Source organism: Paenibacillus sp. FSL H3-0469 (genome assembly GCF_038051945.1).
Classification (GTDB): domain Bacteria; phylum Bacillota; class Bacilli; order Paenibacillales; family Paenibacillaceae; genus Paenibacillus_AQ.
Window position 1 is genome coordinate 6,724,586 of the sequence record NZ_CP150302.1, and the last position, 16,710, is coordinate 6,741,295.

Consider the following 16,710-nt stretch of genomic DNA (forward strand, 5'->3'; position numbering starts at 1 on the left):
CGCCATTTCGGGTAATGGTAAGTACGACCAAACCAAACCGAAATGAGGCGACCTCATGAATAAATATACCCCATTCTTGGCCGTGTTCAAACAAGTATTAACTTCGGAAGAAGTCCAAAAGGTAAGCGGGCAAACCAAGGACTACGAGGATACGGGAACCAAAATGACCGTCGGTGTGTTGTTCGACTACTTTGTCCAAGCCTGCTACCACCAATGGGATGGCTTTCGTCAAAGTGCTCGGGTGGGCTCGAACTACGGTTTGCCCAAGGTTCATTACTCCACCCTTTCGGGCAAAGCCGGTGAAGTGCCTTACGATATCTTCAAGCGTTTGTTTCAAATGCTCGTCCAGAAATGTAACCGGCAAACCCGGCGGCACCTGAATCTGCCTAAAGATCTGCTGCTGATTGACTCTACGACGGTTACGGCAGCCAACTCCCGCATGTCTTGGGCTCCGTATAAAAAATTTAGAGGTGGCATTAAACTGCACGTTGCTTTTTCGCAGGGACAGCATTCACCCGTGAAGGTGGTCGAATCGATTGCCCGGCGTAATGACGCTCCATTTGGAGAAGTCTTGGCCGATAAGGACTACCTTTTAGTTCAGGATCGGGCGTATGGCAAAATCGGTCGATTGGATCAATATGTGCAGCAAGGTCAGTCCTTTGTGATTCGTCTGAAAGACAACCTCCATTTGGTGATGCCGCGAAAGCTTCGGCGACCGGCGGAGGGAGACACCCAAATCGTACGCGATATCACCTGTTATATTGGTCAAGGGAAACACCAATCCGCCCAGCGCCACCGCGTCGTTGAATTTGAAAATGACCGGGGTGAAGTCGTACGTGTCGTGACCGATTTGAGAAAAGAGTCCGCTCAGGTGATTGCTGAAATTTACAAAGCACGATGGGAGATTGAAGTCTTTTTCCGCTGGGTGAAACAGCATTTGAATGTCCCATGTCTATTTGGAACCACCGAAAATGCAGTATATAGCCAATTGTTTGTGGCCCTTACCGCGTATGTGCTTCTGAAATACATTTTTGATGAAATTCATCCGAAGGTACCGGTCTTTGCTAGGCTGACTCTTTGGGAATTTATGCAGTACTGGCGTATATTTAATCTTCCGCTGGAGTGGCAGATTCAGTTGAGTCTGCTCAGGCGTAAAGATCATATAGGTGTTTTTGAAATCCCATAATATAGGTAATCAACACGCCTGCACGAAATGCAAGAATTTTTCTATTAATCCCTCTCTAGATGGAGAAATGCTGCAATTCCTACAACAATTCTAATTTATGGACGCTTTTATGAGCAGAATGTTGTATTATGGGTAAGCGTGTTGATTTCCCATAAAAAGGGACAAAAAAGGCCGCCATTTCGGGTAATGGTAAGTACGACCAAACCAAACCGAAATGAGGCGACCTCATGAATAAATATACCCCATTCTTGGCCGTGTTCAAACAAGTATTAACTTCGGAAGAAGTCCAAAAGGTAAGCGGGCAAACCAAGGACTACGAGGATACGGGAACCAAAATGACCGTCGGTGTGTTGTTCGACTACTTTGTCCAAGCCTGCTACCACCAATGGGATGGCTTTCGTCAAAGTGCTCGGGTGGGCTCGAACTACGGTTTGCCCAAGGTTCATTACTCCACCCTTTCGGGCAAAGCCGGTGAAGTGCCTTACGATATCTTCAAGCGTTTGTTTCAAATGCTCGTCCAGAAATGTAACCGGCAAACCCGGCGGCACCTGAATCTGCCTAAAGATCTGCTGCTGATTGACTCTACGACGGTTACGGCAGCCAACTCCCGCATGTCTTGGGCTCCGTATAAAAAATTTAGAGGTGGCATTAAACTGCACGTTGCTTTTTCGCAGGGACAGCATTCACCCGTGAAGGTGGTCGAATCGATTGCCCGGCGTAATGACGCTCCATTTGGAGAAGTCTTGGCCGATAAGGACTACCTTTTAGTTCAGGATCGGGCGTATGGCAAAATCGGTCGATTGGATCAATATGTGCAGCAAGGTCAGTCCTTTGTGATTCGTCTGAAAGACAACCTCCATTTGGTGATGCCGCGAAAGCTTCGGCGACCGGCGGAGGGAGACACCCAAATCGTACGCGATATCACCTGTTATATTGGTCAAGGGAAACACCAATCCGCCCAGCGCCACCGCGTCGTTGAATTTGAAAATGACCGGGGTGAAGTCGTACGTGTCGTGACCGATTTGAGAAAAGAGTCCGCTCAGGTGATTGCTGAAATTTACAAAGCACGATGGGAGATTGAAGTCTTTTTCCGCTGGGTGAAACAGCATTTGAATGTCCCATGTCTATTTGGAACCACCGAAAATGCAGTATATAGCCAATTGTTTGTGGCCCTTACCGCGTATGTGCTTCTGAAATACATTTTTGATGAAATTCATCCGAAGGTACCGGTCTTTGCTAGGCTGACTCTTTGGGAATTTATGCAGTATTGGCGTATATTTAATCTTCCGCTGGAGTGGCAGATTCAGTTGAGTCTGCTCAGGCGTAAAGATCATATAGGTGTTTTTGAAATCCCATAATATAGGTAATCAACACGCCTGTATTATGGGCATGATTTTAAAAAAGAAGCGGCGTACCCTCTACCACATACTGTAAGCTAATGGAGAGCTTGTTGCGGCAACGGCAGTTGGAAGTTCTTTACTAACTTAGTTCCAGGTATAGAGATAGCTCCTTTTAGTAGAATCGCGTCCGCAGCATTGGTATACTTTAACAAAAGCTCCATCCGATCATGAATTCAATGGTTAGTTTCTTATAGCTGCCTGTTACTACAGGCGATATCAAATAGAAGTACAGGAGGTTCATTATGCAACAGAGAGTGCTGCTGATCGAGGATGATGAAGCGATCAGCGAAATGGTCCATTCTTATCTGACCAAAGAGGGCTATGAGGTGGAGATCGCATATGACGGGGACGTGGCGGTGAGCAAGTTCATGGGCGGCCATGCTTACGATCTGGTGCTGCTGGATCTGATGCTGCCGAAGCGCAGCGGCACGGATGTGCTGCAGATTATCCGCAGCGGCAGCTTTGTGCCGGTGTTGATTATGTCGGCTAAGGACAGCGATGTGGACAAGGCGCTGGGGCTGGGCTTCGGCGCGGATGATTATATTACGAAGCCGTTCTCAATGATTGAGCTGGCGGCCCGGGTGAAGGCGGCGATCCGCCGGGCGGGGTATGCTGCGGCGGGCAGCCAGGCTACTGCCGGGAGTGGGGGGCAGGATGGCGGAGACACACAGCCGGAGAAAGCGAAGGGTATCGAACTGCGCGGACTGAGCGTGGATCTGGATAATTTCTCCGTGCGGAAGAACGGGCAAGAGCTGAAGCTGACCGCCAAGGAGTTCCACATCCTGAAGCTGTTCGTAAGCAGTCCGGGCCGGGTATTCACCAAGGCGCAGATCTACAGCCAAGTCTGGGAAGAGGATTATTATGGCGATGAGAACGTAATTAATGTACATATGCGCAGATTGCGCGAGAAAATCGAGGATGATCCCTCTCATCCAGAGTATATCAAGACGCTGTGGGGGATCGGCTACAAGCTGGGGGATGTGCTGCTGTGATCATTCTGTTGCTGGTTATGCTTGTACTGTTGCTTGTGGTCATTACACTGCAGTTCCTGAATTCACGGCAGCATGCCCGCCAGTTGGACTACATTCATCATAAGCTGGAGAGCATCATAGAAGGCGGATCGCATGAGCGGCTGCTCTTGATGAGCAGCAGTCCGCAGGTTCAGCAGCTGCTGACCGATCTGAACCGTCTGCTGGATGTTAACCATCAGGGAGCGGCGCAGCGAAGCAAGCTGGAGCAATCCATGCGCGGAATGCTGGCGAATGTGTCGCATGATCTGAAGACGCCGCTGACGGTAGTGCTGGGCTATATTGAGACCCTGCTGCATGATGAGGCGATATCCAAGGAAGAGCAGGAACGTATGCTGCGGACGATTCATACCAAGGCCGGGGAGGTCATTGCGCTGATGAACCGGTTCTTCGATCTGGCCAAGCTGGAGTCGGGGGACCGGGATATCCCGCTCTCGCGGGTGGAGCTGGGCGAGGTCTGCCGCCGGAATATTCTGGCCTTCTATGATCTGCTTAGCGAGAGCGGCACGGATGTGCAGATCGAGATCCCGGAAGAGCCGCTACATATCATGGGCAATGATGAGGCACTGGACCGGATTCTGACGAACCTGCTCTCCAATGCGATTACCTACGGTAATGCAGGGGGAGTGCTGGGGCTGAAGCTGTACCCGGACGCCGGACGGGTCTGCATAGAAGTGTGGGACCGGGGCAAGGGTATCGCCGAAGGCCACGAGGATAAGGTGTTCGAGCGGCTGTACACCCTGGAAGATTCGCGCAACCGCGACTATCAGGGCAGCGGCCTGGGGCTGACGATTACGAAGCGGCTGACCGAGCAGATGAACGGCACTATTTCCCTGAGCAGCCAGCCGAATGTGCGTACGGCATTTACGCTCTCTTTTCCCAGACAGTCCTTCTGAAGCTTCTTAAGAATTAAGTAAGATTTCAGTAAGAAAAAAGCAAATTCCGCCCTGTAGAATAAATACCAGGAAGAACAAGACGAGGCTAAAGGGGATAACGGAAAATGACAACGATACTCCGGACATGGGATCTGACCAAGGTCTATGAGGATAAGGAAATTGTGAGCAGTGTGAACATGGAGATTAAGCAGGGTGAAATTTACGGATTCCTGGGACCGAACGGCGCGGGCAAAACAACGGTGATGAAAATGATCACGAATCTGGTGAAGCCGACGGCGGGCGAGATTGAATTTGCCGGGGAGAAGATGACCCACCGCTCTTACGACATGCTGAAACGCATGGGCAGTATTATTGAATACCCGGTGTTCTACGACAAGCTGAGTGCCCGCGAGAATCTGGCGCTGCATGGAGAGTATATGGGCTTTTATGATGCCAACGCGATAGAGGAAGCGCTCGAATTAGTGAAGCTGAGAGCGGTGGACAGCAAACCGGTGAAGAATTTCTCCCTCGGGATGAAGCAGCGGCTGGGCATTGCCAGAGCGGTCATGACCAAGCCGGAGCTGCTGATCCTCGATGAACCGATTAACGGGCTGGACCCGCTTGGAATCAAGGAACTTCGCGAGGTGTTCCGTATGCTAAGCCGTGATTATGGCATGACGCTGCTGATCTCCAGCCACATTCTGGGCGAAATCGAACAGATTGCCGACACAATCGGCGTAATCCGTGAAGGGGTACTGGTGGAACAGGTGGCAATGGATACGATACGGAGCCAGCAAACCCAGTATATCGAGCTGGTGACTAGTGAGTGTACCAAGGCCGTCTTCGTCCTGGAGGGGAAGCTGGGCCTCCGCAATTACAAGGTGCTTGACCCGCGGACCATTCGTGTATACGAAGATATCCCGCAGCTGGAGCTGAGCCGGGCCCTGTCCGCAGCAGAGGTGGAGCTGGAGAGTATGAGCAAGAAGCATCATTCGCTGGAGGATCATTTTGTGGAACTGATGGGGGGCAACAACCATGCTTAAGTTAATCCGTCTGGAGCTGCGCAAGAGTAAATTTACTTTTCTTAAAGGTGTGCTGATTGCAAATTTGGCCATTCTGGGCTTCATGATTCTTATTGCTTTTACGGGTATTGATGAAGGAGACTTCGCGACGTATGGCGATTTATTTCAAGGGGTATCTGTTTTTGTAAAAGCAATCTATATCATCTTCGCCTCTGTACTGATCAGCAAGCTGGTCATCGACGAGTATAAGAATAATACAATCACAGTGCTGTTCATGTATCCGGTACCGCGTAAAATGCTCATGGCGGCCAAGCTGATTATTGTCTTTCTGTTCACCTTCTTTACTATTTGGCTGTCTAATATAGTGATCAGCGGTATTCTTGCAGGTGTTGGTTATTTCCTGCCTGACCTCATTCAGGGAACGCTTACAATGGATCTGGTTATCACCTACTCTATGCAAGCCGGAATGGATGCGCTCTACGCAGCCGGTATCGGACTGATTCCGCTATACTTCGGGATGCGCCGCAAATCGGTGCCGGCTACGATTGTCTCCGCCGTCCTGATCGTGATGCTGATCTCCTCCGGCTTCGGGAACGGAAGCTTCCGCATGGGTGATCTGCTTGGGATCTCGGTTAGCCTGGCCCTGGCCGGGGTGGCTGTTGCCTACTTCTCGATCCGCAATATAGAGCATCAGGATGTAAGCTGAAGCTGCCGGAATCGTAGCCGGTCCACTCTTAGAAATACAGCAGACAGTGCGGTCCTTCTGCAGGACTCGCACTGTTTTTTCGTTGTACAGTCTGCCCCAGTGCCATGTTTTTCTGGCGACCGCTTACGTTTTTTTTGCTATAATAGGAACTAATTCAGAGAGTTCTACATAATCAGAGCGTTTTTGCAGTCTTCGGACGCTAACGATAGCATAGTTGAAGCAACAGCGGAGGAGGTGGGCTATGCTTAAAGACTGGGCTTCTATTCTGGACAACGCGCTGTCAGGCGAAAGTACGTATAGAGCGTTGTTCGATCATCATCCGGACTTCATCATTGTGCTGGACAGGCAGGGGCGGTACAGGGACAGCAACCGGATGTTAAGTGCCGAGGAGGCAGGCATACTGAACGAATGCCGGATGCATCCGCCCGGTGAGGTATATTTCGCATCTGCCCTGGCCGGGATTACATCAAGCTTCGGGCTGGAATTGGAAGCTGCGGAAGGACACGAATGGACGGGCAGAGGGGCCGGCGGTGCGCGGAATGCCGACGGTACCGGAGGTACGGAAAGTGTAGTAAGTGCTGGTGCTGGGGGTGCGGGAAGTGCTAGTGCTGGAAATGCGGGAAGTGCTGGTGCTGGAAGTACTGGTATGGGAGGTGCCGGGCATGCAGTTGTTACGGTACGCTATGTGCCGCTTCACACAGACGAAGGCATTGCCGGTGTATTCGCTATCCTCCATGATCCCGCGAACCGGCCCCTTTCCAGTCTGCTGCATAGCTGGGTGAGCATGAGCAGCAGCCTTGCGGCAGGCGCTGACCGGACTGTGCAGGGAGGAGACGGGGATTCTGCGTATGCGGATGAAATGGCTGCCACGAAGGATGACGATGAGCTGCCGCAGGCTGAATTCATCTTCGAGATGGCTGAGGACAAACGGCTTAGCCTAATTCTGAACTCTGTCTCTGCCGGAATCTTCGGCCTGGACAACCTCGGCAGGACCATCTTCATTAACCGTGAAGGGGCACAGATGCTGGGCTACGAGCCGTCAGAGCTGACCGGGCTGCCCATGATGGAGATGATCCATTCTCTGCATGGAGGTGCGCCCCGCCATTCCCTGCTGGAGTGCCCCATTGTGCTTACCCTGCAAGACGGAGTTACCCGCAGCCTGGCGGATGAAGTCTTCTGGCGCAAGGATGGAACCAGCTTCTTCGTGAATTACCGGATCGCTCCGCTGCTGGACCGGGGGATGATCTGCGGTGTGGTTATTTCCTTCAGCGATATTACGAACGAACGGGAGGTTCTTCGCGCCAAGGAATCAGCAGAGCGGGCTGCACAGGCCAAGTCGGATTTCCTGGCGATGATGAGTCATGAGATCCGCACGCCGATGAACGGAATGATCGGCATGGCCGACCTGCTGCTGGAAACCGAGCTTGAGGAGGAACAGCGCAGCTATGCCGAGATTCTGCGCAGCAGCAGCTACAGTCTGCTGCAGATCCTCAATGACATCCTCGATTTCAGCAAAATGGAGGCCGGCAAGATGCCGCTGCAATCCGAACGCTTCGATCTGCGGGAGATGATGGAGGGCATCATTGATCTGTTCACTCCGAAGGCGGAGGAGAAGAAGCTCTCCCTGCGCTGGTGGGCAGATACCAGTGTGCCGGACATCGTCACGACCGATCCGAGCCGGCTGCGCCAGATTATCGTCAATCTGGTCGGCAACGCGCTGAAATTCACTGATCGCGGCAGTGTTACCTTGTCAGTCAAGAACATCCCGCTGCCTGCCTCAACGGAATATCTGCTGGAGTTCTCGGTCCGCGATACCGGCGTAGGGATTGCCGACAGCAAGCTGAATCTGCTCTTCCAGTCCTTCTCCCAGCTGCATCCGTCCATTAACCGCAAATACGGCGGGACCGGACTGGGACTTGCCATCTGCAAGCAGCTCGTGGAGCTGATGGGCGGAACGATCTTCGTGGAGAGCGAGGAGGACCGGGGATCGATCTTCCGGTTCATGCTGCCTTTTATGAAGGAAGAGCCGGAGCCCGAATACACTCCTGAGGCTTAGCCGGGGCCGGGGCTGACGCTCACTTGTGTTCACGTTTATCGAGTCAAGCAGCTGTATTCTCAACTATCAAGCCAGATAACCCGCTCCCCAAGATACAGTGGGAGCGGGTTATCTCTGTGTGTTATATCCACTCTAACGCATGGGCAGCGCAAACCATTGGATTTTCTCCACTTGCTTATCTTCGATAGGCTCTTAGTAGGATAGCAGTTGGAAAATCAGCACTTAATTTAGGCCAATTCAGCCTAAAAGGTAAAATCATCAATTTTAGTTGCTGTTTTTCCACTTGTTGCTCCATGATCCGCTGAATCCGGCGAAATAAGCTGCGTTTTTCCATTTGCTTGCTGGCAACGGCCATCTTCTTCTCTCAGACTTCTTGGTTCATTTGTAAGAATTTATTTGGCGCAGCCGTTCTGCATGTTGCATTATAAGTGGATTATAGTAGAATCAGAAAGTGTCATTTCCAAATTCTTCTTATAAGGGGGAGTAACATGCAAGAGCAGATGTCACGTACGAATAAGGCGGCTTGGGAGACAAAAGCGTATCAGGCTTGGACACACTATCATGGTTCGCCTGGGGAGCTTGCAGTGCAGCTGCAGCAGGACCCCGCACATACGCTGCGGTATTGGCTCAAGTACACAGGCGATCCTTCAGGCTTGAAGGTGCTAAATCTGCTCGGTTCTCACGGCAGGAAGGCGATTTGCTTCGCCTTGCTGGGGGCAGAGGTCACCGTCGTGGATATCTCGGAAGAGAACCGCTTATATGCCCTGGAAGTAGCGGAGTCGGCAGGGGTGAGGCTGAACTACCTTTGTGCAGACGTCATGAATATTCCCGAAGAAGAAGCCTTGGGAACGTTCGATGTGGTGCTGATGGAGTTTGGAATTTTGCATTATTTCGCAGATTTGAATGAGGTGTTTGCCTTGGTCCGCAGGCGGCTGAAGGCAAATGGACGGCTCCTGCTGACCGATTTCCATCCGTTCGCCAGGGCATGGCTGACCACTAAGACGCTTCAGCATCCCACCGGCAATTATTTTGACGATACGCTTAGAGAAAGTGAAATTGCATTCGCCAAGCTGCTTCCTGAAGGGGAGCGTTCCGGCTTAGGGCAAGTGGTGGTGCGGAGCTGGACGTTGGGGGATATCCTGACCTCTGTCGCTTCGCAAGGGTTATCTATCCGTGCCTTTGAAGAAATCAAGAGTGCCGAGCATTCGGGATTCCCCGAATTCTACACGCTGGTTGCCGATGCTACTGAGGTGCAGTTGAGCCCGTTATATCCCGATAGGACAACATAGTACTATGTTCTAAACAAGAAACAGCAGGTCCCCCGGGAGGCCTGCTGTTTCTTGTTGACAGAATGTAATCGAGCAAGCCATGCAATCGGGGCAGCCACTACCGGACTTGATGCCTGCTACTGGCCCCACCCGCTCTAGCGCATATACATCAGACCTACCGTAGCAGGTCCGCAGTGACTCCCGATTACACACCCGGCATGAATGACAGCAATTTCCTCGACACCGGTCTGCGCGCGCAGCGCGGTCTCCAGCATCTTGGCATCCTCTTCTGCCAGCGTATGGGCAATAATGAGCAGCTCCTTGTCCATATCGGCGGCATTCGCCAGCGCATGATGGAGCATCTGCTCTACCGCTTTTTCCTTCTTACCGCGGATGCGGGCAACGGGGACGATGGCCCCGTCCACCAGCCGGAGAACCGGACGGATCTTCAGCAGGCTGCCGATGAAGTTCTGCATGCCCGAGCAGCGTCCGCCCATGTATAAGTAGTCCAGCGTATCGACCACGAATTCCGATTCCACCCGGTTACGGGCTTCGGTAATCATCGCTGCGATGTTGGCAGCGCTCTCGCCTTTGGCTGCGGCACGGGCAGCCTTCATGACCAGCAGCGCGATTCCGCCGCATAAGGTCTCAGAATCTACGACATGCACCCGGCCCTCCGGGAATTCACCCGCTGCCAGCAGTGCATTCTGATATGTAGAGGATAGAGCAGACGACAGGCTGATGTATACGATATCATGGCCGCTGTCGATCACCGGCTGAAAAGCAGTGATGAAGTCACCAGGGGAAGGGGCGGCTGTCTTGGGCAGAGCACCTTTTGCGGCCACCCGGCGGTATACTTCCTCAGGGGTAATCTCTACCCCATCCTTGAATGTGCCGTCCTCAAAGACGACATATAACGGAACAATGCCGATATCATACGTGTCCTTCCAGCCTTGCGGCAAATCGGAAGTGCTGTCTGAAAAGATTCTTACGATAGACATGAATATCTCCTTCACCGATCTCGGATGAGAATACACTAGATTAAGAAAACTATAATCCATTTATTATACCAAGCTTGTGGTGAATCTCAAAACAAAAAAATGTAACCGGACAGACATACAACGCCCCCGCCCATGCCAAAACGGCCTCACCGTCCATGTTAGACAGCGAAGCCGTTCCCGGATACCACATCCAGCCTTGCAGCTTATTTCTTCATTACCGGAATCCATACTTCACAGACATAATCCTCTGAATTCGTATCGCCGGGCGGGTATAGCTCGATCTCAGGTCCGCCGGTATGCTCGTAGCCGGTTCCCGGGAACCATTCCTGATAGATACGCTGCCAAACCCCTTGAATCGCATGCGGCAAGGCACCTTCGGACCGGAATACGGCCCAGCTGGCAGCCGGAATGACAGTGGTCTCATAACCTTGAGCATCTGTCTGAGGAGTACCTTCGACACCGATCCAATAGGTAAGCTGTTCCTTTTTCATATCCATATTCGTGCAGATGCCAAGCCATTCGCGGGAGGCGCTAAGCTCAATCAGCTTGTCGGAAGTGCCGTCCTCATTGCATTCGTCCCAGAACTGCGGGATTCTGCGGAAATTCTCCCCGTCCCGGGTAGTTACCTCTATTGATTTGCCGATGACGGTAAAAGCTGGTTTATCCACGATTTTGTAGTCCATGTCCTGATCTCCCTTCAATGATAGGTGGAATGAGATACGGGGAAAGGCTTTGAGCTGGACGCCTGACTTACGCGCAGCCGAAGGGGTAATCCCATGGGCTTTACGGAACGCCTTGGCGAAGGACTCCGGCGAATCATATCCGTATTTCAGCGCCACATCCAGCACACGGATCTTGGATACGGCCAGCTCCTGGGCGGCCAGTGTCAATCTGCGCTTGCGGATATAGTCCGCCACAGTGAAGCCGGTCAGCATACTGAACATGCGCTGGAAGTGGAACGGTGAGACAAAGGCCACCTCAGCCACTTCCTCAATGCGCAGCGTTTCAGTCATTTTCAGCTCCATATAATCCAGTGCATTCTTCATTCGGATCAGCCATTCCAAAGCTCCCCATCTCCTTCTGAAATCATCCTATCACGCCACCGCACGTATGTTCCTGTTATTCTCTGCTCATTAGTGACAGGTTTCGTCCGGCAGTCTGTCCATCTATGATGCCATGGATGAAGGGATTTGTCAGCCTTCGTTACGCTAACCGATCCGGCAGACTCTGGCCTCGTATGGGCGAAGGGTACTGCGGTCCATGGCTGCTGGCTCCTCTGGATAATTTCCGATGATCGTTTCGTTGACGGCATTCAGCTCCTCTGTAAGCCCTATAGTCTGCGGGGCATCACTGAAGTTAAGCAGGATCAGCCACTTTTCACCTTCCAGGGTGCGGGTATAGGCATAGATATATTCATGCTCCGGCAGCAGCAGATCATAATCGCCATAGACCATAATCAGATGCTGCTTACGCAGCTTAATCAACTGCTGATAATAGTAAAAGACGGAGTCCTGATCAGCCAGCGCCTGCTCCACATTGATCTCCGTATAGCGCGGATTGACCTTCAGCCACGGGGTTCCATCGGTGAATCCGGCATTGCTGGAGGCGTCCCACTGCATCGGCGTGCGGGCATTGTCGCGGCCTTTGGTATGAATCGCCTGAAGAATGGTGTCGTGGTCTGCGCCGCCTTCGGTCACCTTTTCCCGGTACATATTGAGAATCTCGATATCCTTATAGTCATCAAGCGTGGGGAACTTTACATTAGTCATGCCAATTTCCTCGCCCTGATAGATGTAAGGCGTACCTTTGAGCGTGTGCAGCAGGGTAGCCAGCATTTTGGCCGATTGCACGCGGTATTTGCCGTCGTCTCCGAACCGGGAGACCATCCGCGGCTGATCGTGGTTGTTGAGATAGAGGCTGTTCCAGCCCTTGTCTGCAAGCCCCACCTGCCATTTATGCAAAATATCCCGCAGCCCCTTCAGCGTCCACGGCACCACATTCCACTTCCCGCCCGGGCCGGAGTCCACGTCCATATGCTCAAACTGGAAAACCATCTGCAGCTCATGGCGGTCTTCGTCCGTGTAGAGAATGGCGTCCTCGACAGTGGCTCCCGGCGTCTCTCCTACGGTCATTACGTCATATTTGGACAGTACCTCACGGTTCATCTCCTGCAAATATTCATGGACCCGGGGGCCGTTCATGTAGTACTCTCCGCCGCCCGCCAGCTCGCCCGGGGCCAGATCCTCATGCTGCACCGAAGGCAGGCCGTCCACCTTGGAGATCAGGTTAATGACATCCATCCGCAGCCCGTCGACACCCTTGTCGAGCCAGAAGGCAATCATTTTGTAAAGCGCCTCACGCAGCCGCGGATTCTCCCAGTTCAGATCCGGCTGCTTGCGCGAGAACAGGTGGAGATAATATTCGCCGGTCGCCTCATCCCGCTCCCAGGCGGGTCCGCTGAAGATGGAGCTCCAGTTGTTCGGCAACGCGCCGTCCGGTCCGCCGGGACGCCAGATGTAATAATCCCGGTAGGGATTATCCTTCGAAGAGCGGGATTCCGCGAACCAGGCGTGCTCGTCCGAGGAATGGTTGATGACAAGATCCATCATCAGCTTCATGCCGCGTTCATGCAGTCCGGCCAGCAGCTCCTCCCAGTCCCGCAGCGTGCCGAACTCATCCATAATATCCTCGTAATCGCTAATATCGTAACCATTGTCATCGTTCGGCGATTTGTAGACCGGCGACAGCCAGACGACGGTAACGCCCAGCTTTTGCAGATAATCCAGCCGGGAGACGATACCTTGCAGATCACCGATGCCGTCTCCGTTGCTGTCCTGGAAGCTGCGCGGGTAGATCTGGTAGACTACGGCTTCTTTCCAAAAGGTTCTTTTCATTGGGGAACGCTCCTTCTATGGTATATTCATTTTAATAGGCTACAAGAAAAGGAAGTGATTGAACTGACAATCCAAGCGGTTCTTTTTGATTTGGATGGAACACTGCTGGACCGTGACACCTCTCTGTTAAAGTTTGTCCAAGATCAATACCGGCGCTACCCGGAACTTCAAACCGTTGATCATGAGCTGTTTGTCCAGCGCTTCATCGAGCTTGATAATCACGGTTACCTATGGAAGGACAAAGTTTATCAACAGCTCATACAAGAGTTTTCTATTCCAAAGCTGGACTGGAGCTCACTGCTCAATGATTACGTATACAACTTCCAGCAACATTGTTCAGGTTACCCGAATTTGTTAGCTATGCTTACTGAGCTCAAGAATCATGGTCTGAAGATTGCGTTAATCTCGAATGGTTATGGCCAATTTCAATACGATAATTTCAAGGCCTTGAACATCGGGCATTTATTCGATGAGGTGCTTATCTCCGAATGGGAGGGACTGCGCAAGCCAGATCCGGCTATTTTCCATCGCGCTTTGACCCGGTTGGGTGTAGCCGCAGAGCATGCTATTTTTGTTGGCGATCATCCGGATAACGATATACGTGCGAGCCGCGAAGCAGGAATGAAGGCTGTCTGGAAACGGAATGATCCGTTTGTCACAGTGGTCGAAGCGGATGCTGTCATTGATGATTTGGCAGAATTAGTGGAGCTCTTATTGAAAAAAAGCCCCGAAGAAGCCAAATATCTTCGGGGCTGATCAAATTACACCGTGACGGAAGCGCCCCCGGCACTGACAGTGCCCAGCCCATTCACCGTATACTCTTTGCCGTGAATGGTGAGGGAGGCTGGAACCTCGGTTTCGTTGCTGACGGTAACCTGTGCATCGGTCACGGTGACCTTCAGCCGCGAGCCGCGGAACATGATTTTGAACGAATAAGAGGTCCAGTGTCCCGGGTTTGACGGGTTCAGAACCAGCCGGTCATTCAGCACGCGAAGTCCGCCGAAGCCGTGAACAACCGACATCCACGTGCCCGCCATGCTGGTGGTATGGCAGCCATCCTCCGTATCGTTATTGTAATTGTCGAGATCCAGCCGCGAGGTCCGCAGGTACATCTCGTACGCCTTCTCCTTGTAGCCCAGCTCACAGGCCAGAATCGCATGGATGCAAGGGGAGAGGGAGGACTCATGCACGGTAATCGGCTCGTAGAAGTCGAAGTTACGCTTCTTAGTCTCCAGATCATATCGGTCGCCGAGGAAGTAGAGTCCCTGAAGCACATCCGCCTGCTTGATGAAGCAAGAGCGCAGAATCCGGTCCCATGACCATTTCTGGTTCAGCGGCAGGTTCTCCGGCAGCACATCCTTGACCTGGATGATCTCCTTGTCGAGGAAGCCGTCCTGCTGGAGGAAGATGCCGCGTTCCTCGTCAGCCGGATAGTACATTTTGGCGATAATCTCATTCCACTTGGCCGTTTCGCTCTCCAGCAGCTCCAGCTTATCAACCAGCTCGGCGTAACGCGTACCCTCATTCTCCTGCAAATAGGCCAGAGCCTCCAGCGTGTATTCCATCGTCCAGGCGGCCATCCGGTTCGTGTACCAGTTGTTATTGACGTTATTCTCGTATTCATTCGGGCCGGTGACGCCCAGCATGACGTATTTGTCCTTATGCGCCACATAGTTCACACGCTCCTCCCAGAAGCGCGCAATCTCTACCAGCACCTCCAGGCCGTATTGGCCCAGATAAGCCTTGTCGCCGGTATAATTCACATAGTTATAGATGGCATAGGCAATCGCGCCGTTGCGGTGAATCTCCTCGAATGTAATCTCCCACTCGTTGTGGCACTCCTCACCGTTCATCGTGACCATCGGGTAGAGCGCGCCTTTACGGTAGCCGAGCTTGCGGGCATTCTCCTTGGCCTTCTCCAGGTGCTTGTAGCGGTAGATCAGCAGATTGCGGGCAATCGCGGAGTCGGCGGTACTGAGATAGAACGGCACACAATAGGCTTCCGTATCCCAGTAGGTGCTGCCGCCGTATTTTTCCCCGGTGAAGCCCTTCGGTCCGATGTTGAGCCGGTCGTCCTCACCCGTATAGGTCTGATTCAGCTGGAAAATATTGAACCGGATCGCCTGCTGCGCCGACACATCGCCTTCAATAATAATGTCGCTTTCCTTCCACTTGTCACCCCAAGCCGCAGCCTGTTCTGCCAAAAGCGCCACAAACCCGGTCTCCCGCGCACTTTGCAGTGCAGCCGATGCGGCATCCGTGAGCTGTCCCAGCCCGTAATTGCGGGAGGTAACATTCGCAGCATACTTATAAATAACCAGCTGATCGCCGGATTCTACCGGTACGTTCACTGTACTGCCCACATATTTATCCTGCTCCAGCACCGCTGCTTCGGCCGCAACCGGCTCCCCATTCAGCAGAATGTCGAAGACGAAGGCGGAGGTGACATGGAAATCGAGCTTTTTGGTCTTCAGGGTCAAATGCCCGCCTTCTGGTCCGGCCTTCTTCTCCACCTCGTTCCAGAATTTCTCGTCATAGTTGGCATCCTTGTTCTTGATATCGCCGTCCAGGTAGGGGGTTACGGTGATTTCGCCGGAGAAGTTCAGCGGGCTGATGGAATAGCGGATCGCCCCGATCTCATGGCGGACCATGCTGACAATCCGGATGCTCTCTACCTTAACTTCTTTGCCGTCCCGGGTGGTTGCGGTGAAGCTGCGGGAGAGAGTGCCTTCCTTCATATTGAGTACCCGGCGGAACTCGCTGACTCTGCACTCTGCCAGATCCAGCGGCGTTCCGTCCAGCTCAATATTAATTCCAATCCAGTTGGTGCTGTTCAGCACTTTGGCAAAATACTCCGGGTACCCGTTCTTCCACCAGCCAACCCGTGTCTTGTCAGGGTAATAGACGCCAGCCATGTAGCTGCCTTGCAGGCTGGGTCCGCTGTACTGCTCCTCGAAGTTGGCTCTGCCGCCCATGTATCCGTTCCCGATACTAAATACGCTTTCGGATATTTCCTGGGTCTGCGGATCAAAGGACTCTTCGATAATGGACCATTCGTTGATTGTTAAGTATTGTTTCATGATTTTGGCTCCTTTAAGGGGGATGTGAAATGAACGGTGTGCTCCAGTCTTGCCGGTCCGTGCAGGCCGCTCCGAATGCGAAAGGATGTTACGATCGCTGCCGCTTCTTCACATTCCTTTCGCTTTCTGCGCTGATCACGCACCTATGAGATTTCACACACAGTTCTTTTACAGAGGGTAGGGTAGAAGATGCA

Annotated in this window: 13 protein-coding genes; 9 read left to right on the top strand and 4 right to left on the bottom strand. The window is 52.5% G+C overall.

Going from position 1 to position 16,710, the window contains the following annotated elements; translation table 11 throughout:
• The first annotated feature begins 55 nt into the window (after nt 1–55).
• The 8 genes from NSS83_RS29265 (at nt 56) to NSS83_RS29300 (ending at nt 9,562) form a co-directional block, all read left to right on the top strand.
• Nucleotides 56–1,186: an IS4 family transposase gene (locus tag NSS83_RS29265; RefSeq protein WP_341182832.1), complete on the top strand. Its 1,131-nt coding sequence runs from the start codon at nt 56–58 to the stop codon at nt 1,184–1,186.
• A 227-nt stretch (nt 1,187–1,413) separates the two neighbouring features.
• The gene (locus NSS83_RS29270; protein WP_341182832.1) at nt 1,414–2,544 is read left to right on the top strand and encodes an IS4 family transposase; all 1,131 of its coding nucleotides are present in this window, start codon (nt 1,414–1,416) and stop codon (nt 2,542–2,544) included.
• A 284-nt stretch (nt 2,545–2,828) separates the two neighbouring features.
• The gene (locus NSS83_RS29275) at nt 2,829–3,578 is read left to right on the top strand and encodes a response regulator transcription factor (RefSeq protein ID WP_341187841.1); all 750 of its coding nucleotides are present in this window, start codon (nt 2,829–2,831) and stop codon (nt 3,576–3,578) included.
• Complete coding sequence (locus NSS83_RS29280; protein ID WP_341347024.1) at nt 3,575–4,510, top strand: sensor histidine kinase; 936 nt, start codon at nt 3,575–3,577, stop codon at nt 4,508–4,510. The genes NSS83_RS29275 and NSS83_RS29280 overlap by 4 nt, the downstream gene beginning before the upstream one ends.
• Nucleotides 4,511–4,614: 104 nt before the next feature.
• Entirely contained in the window at nt 4,615–5,532 is a 918-nt protein-coding gene (locus NSS83_RS29285) for an ABC transporter ATP-binding protein (RefSeq protein WP_341347025.1), read from the top strand.
• Nucleotides 5,525–6,217: an ABC transporter permease gene (locus NSS83_RS29290; RefSeq protein ID WP_341347026.1), complete on the top strand. Its 693-nt coding sequence runs from the start codon at nt 5,525–5,527 to the stop codon at nt 6,215–6,217. Before NSS83_RS29285 ends, NSS83_RS29290 begins: the two co-directional genes overlap by 8 nt.
• Before the next feature lie 241 nt (nt 6,218–6,458).
• Nucleotides 6,459–8,273, top strand: coding sequence for an ATP-binding protein (locus NSS83_RS29295; protein ID WP_341347027.1), 1,815 nt, complete (start codon nt 6,459–6,461; stop codon nt 8,271–8,273).
• A gap of 488 nt (nt 8,274–8,761) precedes the next feature.
• Entirely contained in the window at nt 8,762–9,562 is an 801-nt protein-coding gene (locus NSS83_RS29300) for a methyltransferase domain-containing protein (protein ID WP_341347028.1), read from the top strand.
• A gap of 134 nt (nt 9,563–9,696) precedes the next feature.
• On the opposite strand, the gene NSS83_RS29305 is transcribed toward NSS83_RS29300, so the two are convergent.
• The 3 genes from NSS83_RS29305 to NSS83_RS29315 form a co-directional block, all read right to left on the bottom strand.
• The gene (locus NSS83_RS29305) at nt 9,697–10,542 is read right to left on the bottom strand and encodes a DegV family protein (protein WP_341347029.1); all 846 of its coding nucleotides are present in this window, start codon (nt 10,540–10,542) and stop codon (nt 9,697–9,699) included.
• Between the two features lie 203 nt (nt 10,543–10,745).
• Nucleotides 10,746–11,606 (bottom strand): AraC family transcriptional regulator, encoded by an 861-nt coding sequence (locus NSS83_RS29310; protein ID WP_341347030.1) that lies wholly within the window; start codon nt 11,604–11,606, stop codon nt 10,746–10,748.
• 144 nt (nt 11,607–11,750) lie between these two features.
• Nucleotides 11,751–13,436, bottom strand: a complete 1,686-nt coding sequence (locus NSS83_RS29315; protein ID WP_341347031.1) for an alpha-glucosidase — start codon at nt 13,434–13,436, stop codon at nt 11,751–11,753.
• A 63-nt stretch (nt 13,437–13,499) separates the two neighbouring features.
• On the opposite strand from NSS83_RS29315, the gene NSS83_RS29320 reads away from it, so the two are divergent.
• Complete coding sequence (locus NSS83_RS29320) at nt 13,500–14,192, top strand: HAD family hydrolase (RefSeq protein ID WP_341188122.1); 693 nt, start codon at nt 13,500–13,502, stop codon at nt 14,190–14,192.
• 5 nt (nt 14,193–14,197) lie between these two features.
• Here the strand turns inward: NSS83_RS29320 and NSS83_RS29325 are convergent, their stop codons facing one another.
• Nucleotides 14,198–16,516 (bottom strand): glycoside hydrolase family 65 protein, encoded by a 2,319-nt coding sequence (locus NSS83_RS29325; protein ID WP_341187850.1) that lies wholly within the window; start codon nt 16,514–16,516, stop codon nt 14,198–14,200.
• Between the last annotated feature and the right edge of the window lie 194 nt (nt 16,517–16,710).

Coding starts and splice junctions, on each gene's coding strand:
- NSS83_RS29265 (WP_341182832.1), top strand. CDS start 56: ATGAATAAATATACCCCATTCTTGGCCGTGTTCAAACAAGTATTAACT.
- NSS83_RS29270 (WP_341182832.1), top strand. CDS start 1,414: ATGAATAAATATACCCCATTCTTGGCCGTGTTCAAACAAGTATTAACT.
- NSS83_RS29275 (WP_341187841.1), top strand. CDS start 2,829: ATGCAACAGAGAGTGCTGCTGATCGAGGATGATGAAGCGATCAGCGAA.
- NSS83_RS29285 (WP_341347025.1), top strand. CDS start 4,615: ATGACAACGATACTCCGGACATGGGATCTGACCAAGGTCTATGAGGAT.
- NSS83_RS29290 (WP_341347026.1), top strand. CDS start 5,525: ATGCTTAAGTTAATCCGTCTGGAGCTGCGCAAGAGTAAATTTACTTTT.
- NSS83_RS29295 (WP_341347027.1), top strand. CDS start 6,459: ATGCTTAAAGACTGGGCTTCTATTCTGGACAACGCGCTGTCAGGCGAA.
- NSS83_RS29300 (WP_341347028.1), top strand. CDS start 8,762: ATGCAAGAGCAGATGTCACGTACGAATAAGGCGGCTTGGGAGACAAAA.
- NSS83_RS29305 (WP_341347029.1), bottom strand. CDS start 10,542: ATGTCTATCGTAAGAATCTTTTCAGACAGCACTTCCGATTTGCCGCAA.
- NSS83_RS29315 (WP_341347031.1), bottom strand. CDS start 13,436: ATGAAAAGAACCTTTTGGAAAGAAGCCGTAGTCTACCAGATCTACCCG.
- NSS83_RS29325 (WP_341187850.1), bottom strand. CDS start 16,516: ATGAAACAATACTTAACAATCAACGAATGGTCCATTATCGAAGAGTCC.